The 19388-nt window shown below is 38.1% G+C and carries 13 protein-coding genes; 5 read left to right on the top strand and 8 right to left on the bottom strand.

Going from position 1 to position 19388, the window contains the following annotated elements:
• The first annotated feature begins 30 nt into the window (after positions 1-30).
• On the top strand, positions 31-870 hold the full coding sequence (locus HX062_RS09120) for a DUF6929 family protein (protein WP_286467177.1): 840 nt from the start codon (positions 31-33) through the stop codon (positions 868-870).
• A gap of 26 nt (positions 871-896) precedes the next feature.
• On the opposite strand, the gene HX062_RS09115 is transcribed toward HX062_RS09120, so the two are convergent.
• The 5 genes from HX062_RS09115 to HX062_RS09095 form a co-directional block, all read right to left on the bottom strand.
• The gene (locus HX062_RS09115; protein ID WP_286467176.1) at positions 897-2096 is read right to left on the bottom strand and encodes an ABC transporter permease; all 1200 of its coding nucleotides are present in this window, start codon (positions 2094-2096) and stop codon (positions 897-899) included.
• Positions 2086-3252 carry an ABC transporter permease gene (locus tag HX062_RS09110; RefSeq protein ID WP_182628244.1) on the bottom strand — a complete coding sequence of 389 codons (1167 nt, stop codon included), beginning with the start codon at positions 3250-3252 and terminating at the stop codon, positions 2086-2088. The genes HX062_RS09115 and HX062_RS09110 overlap by 11 nt, the downstream gene beginning before the upstream one ends.
• 12 nt (positions 3253-3264) lie before the next feature.
• On the bottom strand, positions 3265-4251 hold the full coding sequence (locus HX062_RS09105; RefSeq protein ID WP_182628243.1) for an HlyD family secretion protein: 987 nt from the start codon (positions 4249-4251) through the stop codon (positions 3265-3267).
• A gap of 12 nt (positions 4252-4263) precedes the next feature.
• Positions 4264-5658, bottom strand: coding sequence for a TolC family protein (locus tag HX062_RS09100; protein ID WP_182628242.1), 1395 nt, complete (start codon positions 5656-5658; stop codon positions 4264-4266).
• 257 nt (positions 5659-5915) lie between these two features.
• Complete coding sequence (locus tag HX062_RS09095; RefSeq protein WP_182628241.1) at positions 5916-7547, bottom strand: ABC-F family ATP-binding cassette domain-containing protein; 1632 nt, start codon at positions 7545-7547, stop codon at positions 5916-5918.
• Positions 7548-7902: 355 nt separating this feature from the next.
• Here HX062_RS09095 and HX062_RS09090 point away from each other — a divergent pair, with 355 nt between their 5' ends.
• The 4 genes from HX062_RS09090 to HX062_RS09075 all read left to right on the top strand — a co-directional run bounded on the left by HX062_RS09090 (position 7903) and on the right by HX062_RS09075 (position 14980).
• Entirely contained in the window at positions 7903-10275 is a 2373-nt protein-coding gene (locus HX062_RS09090) for an outer membrane beta-barrel family protein (RefSeq protein WP_286467174.1), read from the top strand.
• Positions 10276-10654: 379 nt separating this feature from the next.
• Positions 10655-11620, top strand: coding sequence for an ATP-grasp domain-containing protein (locus HX062_RS09085; protein WP_286467173.1), 966 nt, complete (start codon positions 10655-10657; stop codon positions 11618-11620).
• A 194-nt stretch (positions 11621-11814) separates the two neighbouring features.
• Positions 11815-12792 carry an SPASM domain-containing protein gene (locus HX062_RS09080; RefSeq protein ID WP_286467172.1) on the top strand — a complete coding sequence of 326 codons (978 nt, stop codon included), beginning with the start codon at positions 11815-11817 and terminating at the stop codon, positions 12790-12792.
• Positions 12767-14980: a peptidase domain-containing ABC transporter gene (locus HX062_RS09075; protein ID WP_286467171.1), complete on the top strand. Its 2214-nt coding sequence runs from the start codon at positions 12767-12769 to the stop codon at positions 14978-14980. The genes HX062_RS09080 and HX062_RS09075 overlap by 26 nt, the downstream gene beginning before the upstream one ends.
• 117 nt (positions 14981-15097) lie before the next feature.
• Here the strand turns inward: HX062_RS09075 and trpB are convergent, their stop codons facing one another.
• From trpB to HX062_RS09060, 3 genes are all read right to left on the bottom strand, one after another.
• Positions 15098-16279 (bottom strand): tryptophan synthase subunit beta, encoded by a 1182-nt coding sequence (gene trpB / locus HX062_RS09070; RefSeq protein ID WP_286467170.1) that lies wholly within the window; start codon positions 16277-16279, stop codon positions 15098-15100.
• A gap of 294 nt (positions 16280-16573) precedes the next feature.
• Positions 16574-17224, bottom strand: a complete 651-nt coding sequence (locus tag HX062_RS09065; protein ID WP_182628233.1) for a peptidoglycan-binding protein LysM — start codon at positions 17222-17224, stop codon at positions 16574-16576.
• Between the two features lie 287 nt (positions 17225-17511).
• Entirely contained in the window at positions 17512-19371 is a 1860-nt protein-coding gene (locus HX062_RS09060; RefSeq protein ID WP_182628232.1) for an ABC-F family ATP-binding cassette domain-containing protein, read from the bottom strand.
• Positions 19372-19388 lie beyond the last annotated feature (17 nt).

Below are 19388 nucleotides of genomic sequence, written 5' to 3'. Positions count from 1 at the left end.
TTAAATTTATAAAATTCAATTTAGGTGACCATGAAAAAATTAACAATAACATTCCTTTATCACATTATGGGGATAAGTGCTGCCTCTGGTTTGTACTATGCAGAAAACAAATTACATCTCATTGCCGATGACAGTACCTACTTGTATCACTATGATATTCCTAGCAAACAGCTCCACAAAACAGCGATTAGCGAAGATTATATTGGGCAGGAGAATATTGCCAAAGCCGATAAACCCGATTTAGAGTCGATGGCTTTTGACGGAATTAACTACTATTTATTTGGTTCGGGTTCCAAACCAAACCGAACAACCCTTTATGAAGTTCACCAAATGACCAATGAACCCGTGAGTAAACAATCGTTGGATTTACTGTATGAATCCATGAAGGCGTTTGCTCATTTAGACGATGCAGATTTCAATATTGAAGGCGTTGTATACGACAATGAAACCTGGTACTTTTTCAATCGCGGCAACGGGCCCAAACAAGAGAACGGCGTATTCAAAGTAACAGGAGAAAGCATTTTGGACAACTTTAGAATTACCTATACCCCCATGAAATTACCTAAATTAGAGCAAGTACAGACAGGGTTTACTGATGCAGTTTTAGTGGATCAAGACCTTTATTTTATCGCTACTGCGGAAGATACAGGCTCTACCTACGCCGACGGTGAGATTAAGGGATCTATTATTGGTAAAATTAACACGAAGAAGATGAAGGTTGAAAAGACCAAAGTAATCAGTACACATCAAAAATTTGAAGGAATTACCACCTATAGAAACAATCCGAAAGCGGTTTCTTTCTTTTTGTGTACAGACCCAGACAATCCCGAATTACCTACGTCAATCTATCAATTAACCATACAAAAATAGGATTGCTATGCAATCCTATTTTTGTATTATTCTTGTGGAATACGCTCCATATTTCTCAAGCGCCAATTGGTCCAAACGGCCAACATAAAATAGAACAAACACAGCAACCACATTTGACTAAACAGATCGCTAATATCATGTAAAGACGCACCAAACTGAGTTAAAGCAACAAATCCTTTAGTTCCAATGGTGGAAGGAACGAAAAAGGAAACTACTTTAATTGCCGTTGGAAATGCCGTTGTAGGCCATGACAATCCCGTCATCAACAAGGTTGGAATAGAAAACAGTGTGATGGTCATAATCGAATCTTCTCTGTGTTTAAAAACATTTGCTAAAGTCATCCCTAAGAAAGTAACAGATAACAGAAAAGGAATTAAAAACAACACAACCTCTCCAATATGACCGCGTTGAGGAAATGTAAATACATGCATAACAAAACCTAGCACAATCAACATCATCAGCATAGATAGCATTAAATAAGCTAAACTCCTTCCAATGGTCAAAAAGAAATTGGAAAAGCGACCGGTTGCATACGCAAATGTGGCTGAAAATCGCTTGCGCTCGCGCAGTGTTCCTGCTAATATTCCCATTCCATTTAATTGCAGTGTTTGAATGGCTATCAAAAACACAGCTGGCATTAAGAAGGTGGCATATCCTCCATTGATGTTAAACAGCGGTTTAGCCGTTACATCAAAAGGACGTCTACTCGCGCTTGCTTGTTTCATTGGCATGCCGCTCGCCATCATTTTATTCACCTCTACCTGTCCACCTAAAGTTCCTGCTGTTACCATCACTGCACCTAGTGTTTGTTTGTAATACAACATATAAGAAGCATCACAATATGCCCCAATAGTTGGCACAATACCCTTTTGCAAATCCCGGGCAAAATGCTCGGGAATCACAATAATACCTTTTATTTTTTCTTGATAAAATGCCTCTTGTGCCAAATCCATACTCGCTGTTCGCATAGCCACGTGCAATTGAGGCGTTGCATCCAACATTCGATCAATCTGATGACTCATCTTCGATTGATCTTGGTTGACAATCGCCACGGGTAACTCCGTAATAACTTCTTTGGAATACACATAAGAATACACAAAAGCCACCAGTAATACACAGACCAAATAAGTGATTACAATAGCTGAATCTTTTAAGATCATTTTTATTTCTCGTTTACACGACTCCAGTATCAAGGCGAAATTTTCGATCAATCCTTTAAGCATCATAACCTCCTTTCTGTAACTTTTTGTAGTAAAAAGGCAGTCCAATCCACCCCATACAAATAAATACGGCAAAAGCGATTAGATACCCCGCTTGTTCCGCATTAAATGAAATACCTCGGATGGCGTAGTTCACAACAAATCGCATATACGAATGGAAGGGAAATACGTAATTTACTCCGCGTACAAAGCCACTCATTCCCTCTGGCGGAAAGGTATAACCAGCAAATGAAAAAGCAACTGCGGCATAAGCCCCTCCAATGGTTAAGGCAATTCTCAAACTGTTCATCACCGAAGCGAGAAAAAACCCCATGCTTTGACAAACAATCACAAACAAGAAGAAAAATAGATTGAGCATCCAAAAATTACCTTTCATAGGCATGCTCAACTTGTAAAACACATAGGAATTCATGTAGAACCCCAAAACCATAAAAACGAAGGAATAGGGTAGAATTTTGGACAAAGCTACTATCCATACTTTGTTATTTGCACGTTCTAATAATTCGTGTCCTTTTCTGTATTTTAAATCTACACCAAACACGTAAATGGATACGACGAGCATAATGATTTGTAGGGCCATGGGCATAAAAGCTAACCCCAAGTAGTATTCATAACTGGTGTATGGATTAAACAACACGTGCTCTTCTACATTAATTGGAGCAACCGAAGCCAATGCCTGATTAGGAGTCAGTCCGCCTTGTTGCAATGAGATGGTGCGAACTCCCACTGCTAAATATCCGGCTGCCGTTTGAAAATCGCGTTGAATTAAACCCGCAGGTAGTAAATACTGCCCATTGTAGTAACAAGTAACATTGGTTTTTACGCCTTTTTGCACGTTTTTTTGAAAATCTTTTGGGATGATAATCAACGCAAAAGAATCCCCTCTACGCACCGTTTTTTGTCCTTCCAATTCATCGCTTACATCATATACAATTTGCATAGCGGCACTAGCATCAATAAAACTAGCTAGCTTACGTGAAGTACTACTTTTATCTAAATCGAGTATTGTTACTGGTAGGTCTCGAGAGACTCCTTCTTGCAACAAAGCCCCGTAGTAAAAAAACAGCAATAAAGGAATGCCCAAGATCAACACCAAAATTCGAGGTGTTGTCAGCATTCGCTTAAACTCTTCTTTGACTAGGGATAGAAAACCTTTACTCACGTTTTATTTTTTTTATTTCAAACTACTCTCTACCACTAATGCACTCATTCCTGGTCGTAATCCCTCTACTTTTTGAGTAGGATAGGCTTTGATTAAGAATGTTTTCATATCAAAATCTCCTTTTGATTTGGTTGCGCTCCAAGTGGCATAATCTCCTTGTACCGCGATATAGTGTACTTCTAATTCAATTTCTTGATTCCCTAAAGCGGGAACAATGGCATGAAATTTCGCATTCATTTTGAATTTAGGCATTAAATCCTCGCGAATATTAAAGTTTACCCAGACATCCGATAAATCCACTAAATTGACAATAGGATAACCTGAATTTACAATTTCACCTTTGTTGGGCATAATAGTATATACCTCTCCTGCTTGTGGGGATTTTACTTCTCCTTCTCCTTTGTAGATTAGGACTTCTTCAACGGCACCTTTCGCTTGATTTACAACGGCTAAGGCTGCGGCTTTATCTTCAGTTCTCGCTCCGCTTTTAGCCATTTGATACGTTGCACTTGCTGCTTTTTCAACTTCTTGAGCTGCAATGTATTTGGCATATGCCTCATCCTTTTGTTGAGCAGGAATTACTTTTTCTCGGTATAAATTTTCAACTCTCGTATACGTTTTTTGTGCAAAGTCAGCCCCAGCTTTTGCTTGTTGCCATAAGTTGTATGCCGCTTGAACTTCTTCTTTTCGAGCTCCTGTATTAGCTTTTGCATCTTGAGCAAGTGCCGCTGCGCGCAACGCCTCTACTTGCTGTAATTTAGCATCAATCTCAGGTGTGCTGATCTGTACCAACACTTGTCCTGCTTGTACTTGCTCTCCTTCTTTTACCAGTATCGCATCAATTCTACCAGGAATTTTTGATGACACATTGATTTGCGTAGCATCTACTTGTCCTTGAATATAGCTTTCTTGTGGAGCACTTATATACCAAATCGATAGGGCAAACACCACAACGACTACTACAATTCCAACGATTGCACTTATTACTTTATTTTTCATCTTACCTTCAAATTATTTTGCAAATTGGACAAATTCATTACTTAAGCCCGTGTATTCAAACAGGGACGCCACATTCGACACATAGTAAAAATGCGCTTGAAGCTTTTTTAGTTTTACAGCGGATAAATTCAACTCTGCATCCACAACTTCTGTTGAAGTGGCAAATCCTTCGATAAACGCTTTGTTGCGCACGCGTAGGTATTCTGTTGCCATTGCTTCTTGTGTAGTGAGATTATCGAGTTGTTCTTGTTGCTTTTGAATATCTTGATACAATTTCGCAACTAACATTTTAATATCGGATTTTGCCTTTTCTTCAAATAAGGCTACACTTTCACGTGTTGCTTTAGCAGCTTTGATTTCATTTCTATTTCGAAGTCCTTCAAACAAGGTGTAGGTTACACCTATACCTACCGTCCACGGTTTATTATTGTCATAGAGTACATCCAATCCACTGATGGGATTATTGTGTGCAAGTACCGTTTGACCAAAAGCCACTACCGTTGGATAATTTGCAGCTTGTTTGGCCTTGACTCCTTGTGTAGCTAATTCTTTTTGCAAGCTCAACTTTTGTAGTGCGGGATAGTTTTCTGCGGCAGCATGTTGGTAGTAGTCCAAGGCTTCCATCTGAGGAAGCACAAAGAAATCACTGCTCAAATCGGAAGTAACCTCCTCCACTTCCATGGTATTAGCCAAAGCTAAACGCGCCAAGGTTGCATCTTTTTTTGCGGCGTCTAACTCTCGACTCGCATCCGATACTGCAACATCAGCGGCCATGCGTTGTACAGGCGCAATCATCCCTTGTTCTTCCAACTTCAACGCATCATCCTGGTGCTTTTTCATACCTGCTAAAACATCCTGACGTACTATGAGTGCACGTTCTGCAAGTTTAACCGTATAATAGCGAACCACGAGTTCTGACAATAACTTGTCTTTGGTTTGTTCCAGTTCTTTCTCGCCAATTTCGCTTTTTAGCTTTCCCGCTTGTACGGCGGCATTAATCTTACCTCCTGTAAAAATAGGCCATGTCGCCATGAACCCTCCAAAAGCCATATCTCTTTTATTGAAGTCAACCGACCAATTTCCCAATACCTCTGCGTTGGGTAAATGAACAAAATCCCCGACTTGATTTCGAAGACCATTGAAGTCCAAGCCCAAGGAGCGGTCCATATAGAGTCCCATTCCAAACGCTTTTACCGTTGGCGAACGCAAACCTTTCATAGCTTTCCATTCATATTGGTGTACTTCTTCTTGTTTTTCCATCGCCTTAATCAAGCTATTCTCTTCATTCATCACACGCAAAGCTTCGGAAAAAGACAAGCTTTGTCCATAACTCGCATTCGAAATAGAAAAGCAAAATAAAGTTCCCCCGAGAAGTAGAAAAAAACGTTTCAAGTTTATTCTTTTCATTCACTTAATGTTGTTAATTACACATAAATGCTTCAATAAATATACAATCTTTTTCACTTTATAAAGCACTATTTTTAATCGTTTTACAAATATAACACTATCCTTGAAATCCAGAAGTATAAGGAAGGGTGAAAAGGCACTTCAACTAGGAACTTTTCATGGAAAAGCATAAAAAAACCCTTCTATAAGAAAGCTCGCAAAACATATGCCAAGAAGCTTTTTTAAAGAAGGGATATTACTAAAAATAGTTGATTTTTTTATTTTTCGATGTCGCGTAAGCTTTCCATTTTCTTGTGCGCCAAGAATCCTTTAATGTCCTCAAAGTGTTCTTTCACGCGTTTATTGCCAAATTCAAATACTTTTTCTGCCAAACCATCTAAGAAATCACGGTCGTGTGATACAAGGATCACGGTTCCTTCAAAGTCTTTCAACGCCGCTTTGATAATGTCTTTTGTTTTCATATCCAAGTGGTTGGTAGGCTCATCCAGGATAAGCAAATTATATGGTTCAAGCAATAACTTAACCATAGCTAACCTCGTTTTTTCACCGCCGGAAAGCACTTTTACTTTCTTTTGAATATCGTCTCCAGAAAACATAAAAGCCCCCAAGATGTTCTTAATTTGCGTGCGGATATCTCCTTCTGCAATGCGGTCAACTGTTTCGAAAATCGTTAAATCCCCATCGAGCAAAGAGGCCTGATTCTGGGCGAAATATCCCACTTGAATATTATGTCCTAATTCAATTGATCCCGTATAATCGATTTCTCCCATAATTGCCTTGATCATCGTAGACTTTCCTTCTCCATTTTTTCCTACAAAAGCTACTTTCTGCCCGCGTTCTACTACCATATTTGCATCCTGAAACACCACGTGATCCCCATAGGTTTTTCCCATTTCAGTAACGGTTACAGGATATTGCCCTGAGCGCGCCGCTGGTGGAAACTTCAAGCGCAGAGCTGAATTATCTACCTCATCCACCTCAATAATCTCCAATTTTTCCAACATCTTCACGCGCGATTGCACTTGCAAGGTTTTGGAATAAGTTCCTTTAAAACGCTCGATAAATTCGGTTGTTTCAGCAATCATTTTCTGTTGCTCCTCATAGGCTTTTAACTGATGGGCTCTGCGGTCTTGACGCAATACTAAATAATCAGAGTACTTCGCCTTGTAATCGTAGATTTTACCCATGGTCACTTCAATAGTGCGATTGGTGATATTATCGACGAAAGCACGGTCATGGGAAATAACCATTACAGCTTTGGCCTGTGTCAATAGGAAGTCTTCTAACCATTGGATACTCTCAATATCCATGTGGTTGGTCGGCTCATCAAGTAAAATTAAATCGGGTTTTTGTAATAAAATTTTCGCCAACTCAATGCGCATTCTCCATCCCCCGCTGAATTCTGAAGTTGGTCGTGTAAAATCTTCGCGAAGGAATCCCAATCCCTTCAATACTTTTTCTACTTCTGCTTCGTAGTTGACTTCTTCAATTGAATAGAACTTCTCACTGAGTTCCGATACGCGCTCGATTAACTTCATATACGCATCACTCTCGTAATCGGTACGCACCGTCAGTTCTTCATTGATTTGCTCAATTTCATTTTTCATAGAAAAAATTTGAGCAAAAGCTTTAGACGTTTCTTCAAAAACAGTACAATCATCAGCCGTTAATAAATGCTGAGGCAAATAGGCAATTACCGCTTCTTTCGGAGCCGCTACAACACCAGAAGAAGGCTTGTTTACTCCCGCTACAATTTTAAGTAACGTGGATTTACCTGCACCGTTTTTACCCATTAAGGCAATCTTGTCATTTTCATTAATAGAGAAACTCACACCACTAAAAAGTGTTGTACTACCAAATTGCACAGCAACATCATTAACTGTTATCATATTGTATTTTATTAAAAACAGCTGCAAATATAGTATTTGTTTGTTTTAGATCGGGATATTTATTGCCGATGGTTTTGAAAAAGTGAAAAGCAAAACATTCCAACATTAGAATCCCCCTGTCTATCAGCTGTGGCAGCATACTTAGGAAAACAAAGCCGAGGTTTAGTCTTGACTTGCTTTCTTGTACTTACTCTTGGTTTATGCGCGATAAAGAAACATCTTTTTGGGGAATAAAACACACTCCTACCCTCAGAGGTAGTTTTACATTTATCACACAAAATCTACCCAATGGGATAATATAAATAAAAAATTAGATTGATAATTTTGAATAGTATATAAAAATTAATTAAAGGCCATGAGAAACGCAATACTCTTTTTTTCTCTCTTTTTGTATTCTTTCTGCAGCTATTGTCAGACTTATACCGGACTGGTTAAAAACGCCCAAAACGAACCGCTTCCGTTTGTCAATGTCGTTGCCACAGATGTAATAGACAACAAAACAATAGCTGGCGTATTGACGGATGAAACAGGGTATTTCTCCTTGATAATTCCTACCTCTCATGCCTTTATTTTAACCCTAAGCCTTATCGGTTATCGCTCTCGGGAGCAGTATTTCCCCACAACAACTACACAAGATTTAGGTTTACTTCTACTCCAAGAAGAAAGTAGTGAGCTTCAAGAAGTTGTGATTCACGCAGCACAACCATTACTCACCAGAAAATCAGATCGCCTTATTTTCAACGTCGAGAATAGTATTGTTTCAGCTGGTGCTAATGCATTAGAAGTCTTACAAAAAACAGCAGGAGTGCGAATTGAAAGGGATAAGATCGGTATGCTCGGAAAAAATAGTGTCCAAATTCTGGTTAATAACCGATTATGCCCTTTAACAGCGGAGGATTTAACTGCCTATTTGCGTTCTATCCGTGCGGAGGACATTGCTAGAATAGAAGTGATGACCAACCCTCCCGCTACTTATGATGCCGAGGGGAACAGTGGATTAATTCACATTGTATTAAAAAAGACAATAAACAACTTTTGGGGCGGTGAGCTTACTTCTAGCTTTCAACAATCGAGCTATACATCAGCAACCGTAGGGGGCAGTCTCACCTACCAAAAAAACAAGTGGTCAATCTTTTCTTCAACCAACAAAAACGATGGTGCTATTCAAGTACAAGAGAAGAATAAGATCTACTATCCCACTCAGCTTTGGGATACAGATACCAAAATAAAATATTTTACACGTTTTTTTTCGAATAGAACAGGGATAGACTATGCAGTAAATGATCGTTCTACAATTGGAATTCAATATCTAGGCAACAGCAACAGACCTGATAATCAAGAGCAAACCTCAACTCCTATTTATGGTCCTTCAAAAGGAATCGATTCTCTACTTACAACACGGGCTCATACGGATAAAAAAATAGTTTCTCATGCCTTGAATGGACATTTTAAAACTGTTTTTGACACCTTGGGAAAAAACATGACTGTTGATTTAGATTATTTCACCTATACCAACACCCAAGAGCGAATCAATACTAGTAATGTGCGCATTCCACAAAGAGAGGAAGTCGACAGTTTTACAAATGCAACCAACCAAAGCATTACCACCTATACTTCCACTGTAAACGTTGAATGGCCCTTGGGAAAAGTCCAATTCGATTTTGGTGGTAAAGTGTCCTTTATGCAAAACAACAGCGATATAAGCACCTATAATCATAGAATCGAGGCATTAGATCTCGGGCAATCGAATCGATTTAACTATAGCGAAAACACACAAGCGCTGTACGCAAGCGCTTCTAAAACGCTAAAAAAGTGGGACATAAAATTGGGTGTTCGCCTAGAGCACACACAAACGAAAGGGCTTTCCTTAACGTTAAACGAACGCCAAGAGAACCGCTATACCCATTTGTTTCCCACCTTATACGTCACCTATACCACCAATGAAAATAACCAATGGTCATTCAACTACGGCAAGCGGATTAATAGACCTTCCTATTCTTCTTTAAATCCTTTCCGTTGGTATTCCACTCCTTATGCATATACAGAGGGAAATCCCTTTCTGCAACCCTTTTTTAGCGATAATTTTGAATTTGCACATGTCTATAAAAATAACTTAAACACCTCTTTTTATCTTTCTAAAACAACAAATGGCGTGGATCAAATTACACTCACAGCCCCCAATACGGTCACACAAGCAACAATACGCAAAAACTTTCTAAAAGAAATCAGTATAGGTTTATCCCAATCCTATACGTTCAAAGAGTGGCATTGGCTTACCTCTTACCTCCAATACAATGTAAATTACACCGAGATTAAGTCAAATTTATCCAGTACAAAAGCCGAACAAAGTGGATTGAACTTCTACTTTTCCCTCAGCAATACCCTCACCTTCAACCAAACGAAAACCCTCCTTGGTGAGGTAACCTTTCAGTACGTTGCTCCTGGAATAAGCGGCATGGATTATATCACCGCCTATCACCGCACGGACATAGGAATAAGATGGCTATTACTCGATCGAAAGCTCCAACTTAACGCGGTGGGTAGTGACCTATTCAAGACCAATAAAAACACGATTAAAAGCGAGGTCAACACCATCAAACAAACCTACACCAACTACTATGATACTCGGCAAATTAGCCTATCGTTAGTATACAAATTTGGAACAAATATAGCCGCTACAAAAACGAAAAACTTTAGCAATGAGGAAGAAAGAAACAGAACTGATTAAGTCTGTCTGCGATGTGTTCGCCAAGCTATTGAATCGCCTTTGTAACGAAGCTAAGAAGCGCTTGCAAGCAATGTCCTCAAGAGTAAATGACAATAAACTTATGACTCCTAATCTTAAATTTTATTATCATGAAATTACAAACCTTACAATCATTTGATGTATTAAACAAGGATCTTGTTAATACAATTATAGGAGGTAATGCATCATTCCAATATGACTGCAGTAAAAAATTTGATGTCGACAGCAATAGTCGTGATTATCAGCAATAAGTCTAATTCTTAATCAAAGAGTGATTAATTCCATACTAGTCAGTATTAATCACTCTTACATCATAACCAAGGAGTAACAAAGCGCAATAATAATATTTTATATCTAAAACATGATTCTAATCCTCTCATTTGACGAATACGAGCAGGGCACAGATCCTGTCATTGATTGGCTTTTATACTACAAGGCTGAGTTTGTAAAAGTTACGGTAGAAGATTTTATTCAAAAAAAACAGGCCTTTAGATTAGAGATTAATGATGGCCGAATTTTTATCAAAGGAGAAGACGTAACAGATAAAATTAAAGTGATTTGGTATCGTCGACTAGAATGTGATGTAAAAATAAGTCTCCCAAAGAACAAACCGTTCACGCAAGCGTTATTTGAAATTAATCAGGAAATAATAGACACTATTACTTACTTAAAGCGAATACTTGCGCACAAAACATGGATGCCTCAAGAAGAAGGATTCAGGTTAAACAAACTCGAAGTGACCTATCTAGCCCAACAATTTAATATTGCTACACCTACAACAATAGTGAGTAACAACAAACAAGACGTACTTGAGTTTCAGCGTACCGTCGACTGCGATTTAATTGTAAAGCCAATTAAACACAGTTCTTATTTTATTACGCCCCAGCACACTTATAGCATATATACCCAAAAACTAAAAAAAGAAGACGTAGGTGAATTGCCTGAACAATTTGTATTAACCTTATTTCAAGCCTGTATCGAAGCGGCATATGAAATACGCGTTTTTTACCTTGATGGAACATGTTATGCAAGTGCAATCATACTCACTACAGATCAATCCGATACCGTGGATATTAAGCTCAATTTTTACTCGGAGAATATTCATTGGATTCCCTATCAATTGCCCATTGAATATGAAAGTAAACTCATTGCATTTATGCAATCGATAAATCTCAACACAGGTTCGCTAGACATTATTAAAAGCAAGGCAGGTGAATATATAATGCTTGAAATCAATCCTGTTGGACAATACAATGCACCTAGCTATCGCTGTAATTATAATGTAGAAGAAAAAATAGCTAAATGGCTCATCAATCATGACACATAAATCGAACAAAACCTCCATCTTTTCTGAAGATGAATTGTGTTTTCTCCCGTTGACCTACCGAATTATGGAATGCGAAAACACCAAAGACGTGCACGAGTTGCGAACCCAAAGTTGGTATACGAAGAGTAGTAAGCATTTTAGCTCGAATTATATTGTTTGTAATTCCCATAAACCCCTTTCTAATTTTTTACTGTATGACCCTGATTCAATCTAACTATATCGTCTTATTTGCCTACTGCAAAATCGTCAAAGGCAAGGATAAAAATATTCTGTGTGATTTACAAAAGGGAAAGATCAAGTATATTCCCCAGGCCATGATAACCGTTATAACCTTGCTCCAAAGTCAGCCTTATCTCGCAGTAAAAGAATATTTTAAAGCAGAAGAAACTATTTTCCTTTCCTATGTCACTTTTTTACTACAAGAAAAATTTGCCTTTCAAAGTGAACTAGCGGCAAGTCATTTTCCTGACTTAGAAAACTCTTGGAGTAGCCCTGAAATTATAAACAATGCCATAGTAGAATACAGCTTTACACATTACAATTTAAAATCTCTCTTTGTACAACTCGATGATTTGCTCACTAAATTTATAGAACTCCGCTTAACCGTTTGCAGAGAAAACAACCTCAACGAACTTGTCGACGTACTTGAATATTGCTCCCAATCCGTTTGTTGTAGCCTTCAAATCATGTTGCCAAGCTGTGCTCCATCCTACTGCTCTAAAATAATAAATGCCCTAGATCAATTTCCAATTGTCAATAGGATCGTCTTTTACTCTAGTGAAGCCAAACACACCGTATATAGAGAAAAACACACCGTATATTTTATACCTGAAAGTCTTGAAGATATTACCAAAGCAACCATAGCCTCTACAGTCTTAATCAACAACATAGCCTTCTATCACGAATGTCAAAACCACAACCCCTATTACAACAAAAAAGTAGCTATTACCGCTAAAGGTCAAATAAAAAACTGTATTAAGAACAAAAAGGTGTTTGGATCCCTATCCAAACAACCGCTAAAACAAGTAGTGAACAGCGATGAGTTTCAAGAATTCTGGTATGTTACTCCTGATCAAATTATAGATATTCAAGACAGTGAATTGAGATACAACTACCTTATCACCCATGATATGAAAAGACGAGCCGATGGAAAATATCAACTTATTGTATAAAAAATTCAAGTTTATAAGACAACTTGAATCCGCGGATTGTGGACCTACTTGCCTAAGTATGATAGCGAACTACTACGGCAAAAAAGTAAATATTCACCAGTTAAGAACCTGGTGTCACATCAATAAAAGTGGCGTAAGTTTTTCCGAGTTAATCGATGCGGCTACTTATATTGGCTTTACGGCTGTTGCTGTTAAAATAACGATGGGACAACTTGTTGATAAAGCACCTAAACCTTGTATTCTCCATTGGAAGGACAACCATTATGTCGTTTTTTTAGGCCTTGACAAACAAGGTAGAGCCCTCATTGCCGATCCTGGGTTTTCCAAGCTAAAGATAAAACAAGCTGATTTTTTTGAATATTGGAAAAGAGACGATGAAAAAAAAGGAATTGCCCTATTATTAATCCCCAATGAAACCTTTACTATTCAGGAGATAAAAGCCAATGACGATTTTAATAAGCGCCTGTTCTTTTTGAACTATTTGAAACCTTTTAAAACTACATTCATAGGTCTTTTACTCTTGCTGTTAATCATCACCGGAATTAGCGTTTTTTATCCTTTTATCAATGAACGCTTAGTTGATGAAGGAATTCACATGAAAAATATGCAGGTTGTTCTCTATCTCTTACTTGCCCAATTTGTCCTATACACTAGTACTACTGCTATCGAATTCATTCAAGGTTGGCTGTTTCTCCATGTAAACACAAAATTAAACATTAGCCTTATCACCGATTTTTTAAAAAAATTAATTCGGATGCCCCTGATGTATTTTGAGAGTAAGCTAACCACCGATATTCTATTGAGAATCGATGATCACAAGCGAATTGAGGAGTTTTTTTCCAACCATTCGCTTCAATTTTTGGTTTCCCTCTTGCTATTTGGAATCTATTCTATCCTTTTGATACACTATTCGCTTATGGTATTTTTGTTCTTTATTCTCAGCTCTGCCCTATCTGTCCTTTGGGTATATTCCTTTCAAAACAGTCGAAGACATATCAACTACAGACGCTTTGAAATCGAAACCAAAAACAAGAACATCCTATACGAAATAATAAATGGGATTTCCGACCTTAAGATAAACAATGCAACGGACTATAAAACAAAACAGTGGAAAGAAATTGAGCTGGATTTATTCAAGTTGAACAAATCGACGATTTTACTTGAACTCAAACAGAGTATTGGCGTCAAATACGTATCTCAACTTAAAAATATTTCCATCATAGCCTATGTTTCTTACTTAGTCATTCACCATCATTTATCCTTAGGAGCCTTATTGAGTATTTCCTTTATTATAGGACAATTGACACTTCCCATAGAGAATTTCATTGCCTACCTCTATTCCTACCAAGACGCCTCCATTAGCTTGGATCGGCTTTCTGATGTGTATCGCCAAAAGGATGAGAGTCAATTATATGCTATACACAAAGAAAAAAACAAACACAACTTGTATCGCGTGAATAATGCCATTCGATTTAACCAAGTGAAATATTCGTATTTCGGTGGGAATTCCTTCAATTTATTTGAAGATTTAAACCTTTCTTTTCCCCTCAATAAAGTAAGTGCCATTGTAGGAACGAGTGGAAGTGGAAAAACTACAGTGATTAAATTGCTGTTGAAATACTGTCATATCCAAAGTGGAACGATTACATTTAAAGGGCAAGACATCAATCAAATAGAATCAGATGTTTGGCGTGATCTCATAAGTGTTGTCTTTCAAGATGGCTATATCTTTTCGGATACGGTACAAGAGAACATCACCTTAGGAGCTCCTTTTGATCCCACTCATTTTAAAAAGGTAACCCACTTATCCAATTGCAGCGAATTTATTGCGAATTTACCTCAAAAAGAGCAAACGCGAATCGGCGAGAATGGCATTGGACTAAGCAAGGGACAATTCCAACGCATTCTCATTGCTAGGGCCATGTACAAAAACCCAAAAATTCTCATACTCGATGAAGCAACCTCTGCCTTGGATGCAGAAAATGAAAAAATAATACACGACAACTTAGTAACTTTTTTCAAGGACAGAACTGTGATTATCATTGCCCATCGTTTAAGTACAGTTAAACACGCAGATCAAATCATTGTTTTATCCAAAGGCAAAGTGGTGGAAACAGGCACGCATAAAGAACTAATACAAAACCATCGCTTTTATTATTCCTTGATAAAGAACCAATTGGAAATTTAATATCAGATTGGTTTGAGTTTCCTTAGGACATTCGATTATCTTGTTGCACTTCATCGTCTTAGTCCTGGGATTAAATGTTAAAAGCCCAGCAGTGTTGCTGGGCTTTTTTCTGAAAAACTACAACTGAAAGTAGTTGGTGTAGTTTTGTAAATCCTTATCTCCTCTACCGGAAAGGTTAACCACTACGATATCTGTGGGCAAAAATGTTTTGTGTTTGAGCGCGGCTAGGGCGTGTGAACTTTCGATGGCGGGGATGATTCCCTCCAATTTACACAGTTCCAATCCGGCTTCCATGGCTTCTTCATCTTTGATGGCAAAGAATTCAGCGCGCCCTTGTTGTTTCATCAAGGCGAACAACGGTCCAAAACCGGGATAATCCAATCCAGCTGAAATAGAATAGGCTTCTAGCGGTTGTCCTGCTTCATCTTGCATGAACAAGGTATTACTACCGTGAAGAATCCCTGGCTTGCCTAAAAACGAGGTAGCTGCCGTTTGTGAGGTATTAACTCCCATACCGCCACCTTCTGCAACGATCAACTGCACAGTTGGGTCTTCCAAAAAGGAGTAGAACGCACCTGTAGCATTACTTCCACCCCCTACACTAGCCACGACATAGTTAGGTTTATCCACCCCTTCTTTCTCTAGTAACTGCTGTTGAATTTCTTTGGAGATCACCGATTGAAAACGTCCAACCATATCAGGGTATGGATGAGGTCCGACTACAGATCCGATTAGATAATAGGTATCCGTTGGATTTTCAATCCAGTAGAGCAAAGCCTCATCTACTGCTTCTTTTAACGTTTGTGTACCTGTTTTAGCTGGGCGAACCTCAGCGCCTAACATTTTCATACGCGCTACATTGGGTGCCTGACGTTCAATATCTGTAGCTCCCATAAACACCACACATTCTAAACCAGCTAAGGCACATACTGTTGCTGTCGCCACACCGTGTTGTCCAGCACCAGTTTCGGCAATAATTTTCTTTTTACCTAAGCGCTTCGCCAGTAATACTTGACCAATGGTATTGTTGATCTTATGCGCTCCGGTATGGCATAAATCTTCTCGCTTTAGATACACTTTTGTGTTGTACAGAGCCGATAAACGCGCGGCATAGTACAAAGGCGTTGGTCGCCCTACATAATCGGCTAATAGCTTTTGATACTCAGCTTGAAAGGTTGGCTCGTTCATTATTTCTAAATACACGGCTTGCAATTCACTGACAATTGGCTCTAAAGCTGGAGGTATAAAAGCACCTCCAAAATCGCCATAAAATCCTGCTTGATTTACTTGATACTTCATCTTGATTCTGATTTAATAAATAGGTTTGTTTTTAATTTTTGGGCACAAAAAAAGGGCTTGTCGTGATGACAAGCCCTTAGAGGTGTAGGAATAATATATACGTTTCCTTATATTTTTTCTTCATACATACCAATAGCAGGACAGCTCACGACGTCTTGACGTAAGTTGCTCCACCACCAATTGTTTGTATGTTTAAAATTCATTTCTGTTATTTTTACGGTGTAAAGGTAGGAATTAATTTTAGTTGACCAAATAAAAAAAAAGCTGCCTGTATCAACAGACAGCTTTTACTTTTTACAGCATTACTAACGCATTCTTCTCTGGATCAATCTCCGAAACATCATATCCACTAAACTTTTTCAAGTAGGATTTGATTGATGTCCCATATCCATCGCTAAATGAATTAGCTCCATTACTTTTCAAATATTTTCTCACAGATCCTGCTCCACCTAAGTGTGCCGCAGCCAGTATACCTGACTCTGTGATTCTGATCCCGTCGATTCTTCGTCCTTCGTACGTTTTAATCTCATTTCTAAGAATCCACTTGTTTTTTGCAATCAGGGCATCAAATGCTTTTTCCTGTAATTGCGGATCATTCAAAAACTCTTCAGAATCAAAAATCCCTATTGATCTTAGAGCTAACCTTCCGAATTGGTATTTTCCGATGTAACCATACGAGTTGACAATTCGATACAATCCATTAGATTCTCTAGCACCTAATGCTTGTTTAAAACCAATGTAGGTTTTCCCTGTAAATGGTATTACGGCTAATTCATCTGTCTTTACTTCCTTCGTCATTTTCTCTTCTGGAAGATGGTAAGACAGCGCTTCATCGGGAAGTATTTTATACTGTTCTAAAAGTATAACTTCGTACTTTTTAAAACCCGAAAAAACTCCACCTAATAGCAGTAATAAGCCAATAAAAAAAGAACATTTTTTCCTCATTAAAATTAATTTCTCAAGCCCTGTCACCACTTGAAATTTCACTCCGCAAAGTTACCTCCTTTTTTAAATCTGCCTATTTTTTAATCGTTAAATTACATTCCCTTAACCTTACGTTTACACACAAACACTGATTAACAAAGAGATACAAGAAAAAACTTTAACATTTAAACCCTTGTAAAAATCTTAAAATTTTACTATATTTTATAGCTTAAATCAGTTTCAAAAAATAAAAAAGAGAACTAAAACGCTTTTTTCAGTCCTCTTTTTGTCTTTTTTTACCTCGAAAATTACTCCTCCATTTTGGCTGATAATTCAAACCACTTTTCTTCTTTTTCTTCGAGTTCTTTTATTATCTTTTGAAGTTCTTTTGCCTTGGTTTCAATTTGATCATCACTCACTTTTCCATCGGCAAATTCCTTTTCAATTTGTTGTTTCTGCTCTTCTAACTTTGCCATCTCCCGTTCTGTTTTTTGCAATTCTTTTTGCTCTTGAAACGTCAGGCCATTTTTCACTTGATTTTCCTTCCAGTTGACTTTTTCTTTCGGACCTTCTTCCTTCACGGGTTCTATACTGTCCTCATAGGCTCTAAAATCGGAATAGTTTCCAGGGAAATCTTCAATTTCTCCATCACCTCTAAACACAAATAAGTGGTCGACAATCTTATCCATAAAATAACGGTCGTGAGAAACCACAACTAAACAGCCAGGATAATCTAACAAAAAGCTCTCTAAAACGTTTAACGTTACGATATCCAAATCGTTGGTTGGTTCATCGAGAATCAAGAAATTGGGGTTTTGAATCAAAACGGTACACAAATACAAGCGCTTTAACTCTCCTCCACTTAATTTCTCCACAAAGTCATGTTGTTTCTTGCGATCGAATAAGAAGCGTTCCAAAAGCTGTCCTGCCGAAATAGAACGTCCTTTGGCTAAGGGAATATACTCACCAAACTCCTTAATTACATCAATTACCTTTTGTTCAGGTTTAACGTTGATTCCGCCTTGGGTATAGTAACCAATCTTAATGGTCTCACCAATCACGACTTTTCCTGTATCAGGTTTGATCGATTGGGTTAAGATATTTAAAAAGGTCGATTTTCCCGAACCATTTTTTCCAATGATTCCAATGCGTTCTCCCCTATTAAACATATAGCTAAAATCCTTTAGAATCACCTTGCCGTTAAACGATTTGTTCAACTTGTGCAATTCGACCACCTTACTTCCCATGCGCTCCATATTGATTTCCAACTCTACTTGGTGCTCTTTTCTTCTGCTATGGGCTTTTTCTTTGATGACGTAAAAGTCGTCAATACGCGATTTGGATTTCGTCGTACGCGCTTTGGGTTGTCTTCGCATCCACGACAACTCTTTGACAAATAAATTCTGTGCTTTGTCAATGCTGGCATTTTCTGCGGCTATTCGCTCTTCCTTTTTTTCTAAGTAGTACGAATAATTGCCTTTATATTGATAGATAATTCCATTGTCTAACTCAATGATCTCATTACACACATTTTCCAAGAAAAAGCGGTCGTGGGTCACCATAAACAATGTAATATTCTCTTTTGCAAAATAGTTTTCCAACCATTCGATCATTTCTAAGTCCAAGTGGTTGGTTGGCTCATCGAGGATCAACAAATCGGGTTTATTGATTAAGATAATTGCCAAAGCCAAGCGTTTTCGCTGTCCACCTGATAGCGTTTTCACTTTCAACTTTAAATCGTCGAGTTTCAGTTTGGAAAGAATTTGTTTGTATTGAGTTTCGAAATCCCAAGCGTTGTGAATCTCCATTTGCTCAAAGGCTTTTTGATACGCCTCTTGATCTTCAGGGTTTTCCAATGCCTTTTCATAAGCTTCAATAACCGTCAAAACTTCGTTATCCGAGGCGAAAATACTTTCTTCAATGGTCAATTCATCTTGAAGATTGGGTTCTTGAGATAAAAACTCCATGCGAATTCCCTTGCGCATGACCACTTGTCCTTGATCGGGATCATCGGCACCGGTTAATATTCGCAAAATGGTCGTCTTCCCTGATCCATTTTTTGCAACAAAAGCAATCTTTTGATCTTTATTAATACCAAATGACACATTTTCAAACAAAGTATGTGCCCCAAAAGATTTCGATATATTTTCTACTGATAAATAATTCACTTCAACAAAATTTTGAC

Source organism: Myroides sp. DF42-4-2, from assembly GCF_030326445.1.
Classification (GTDB): Bacteria; Bacteroidota; Bacteroidia; order Flavobacteriales; family Flavobacteriaceae; genus Flavobacterium.
This window is presented reverse-complemented; position numbering and strand designations above follow the sequence as displayed.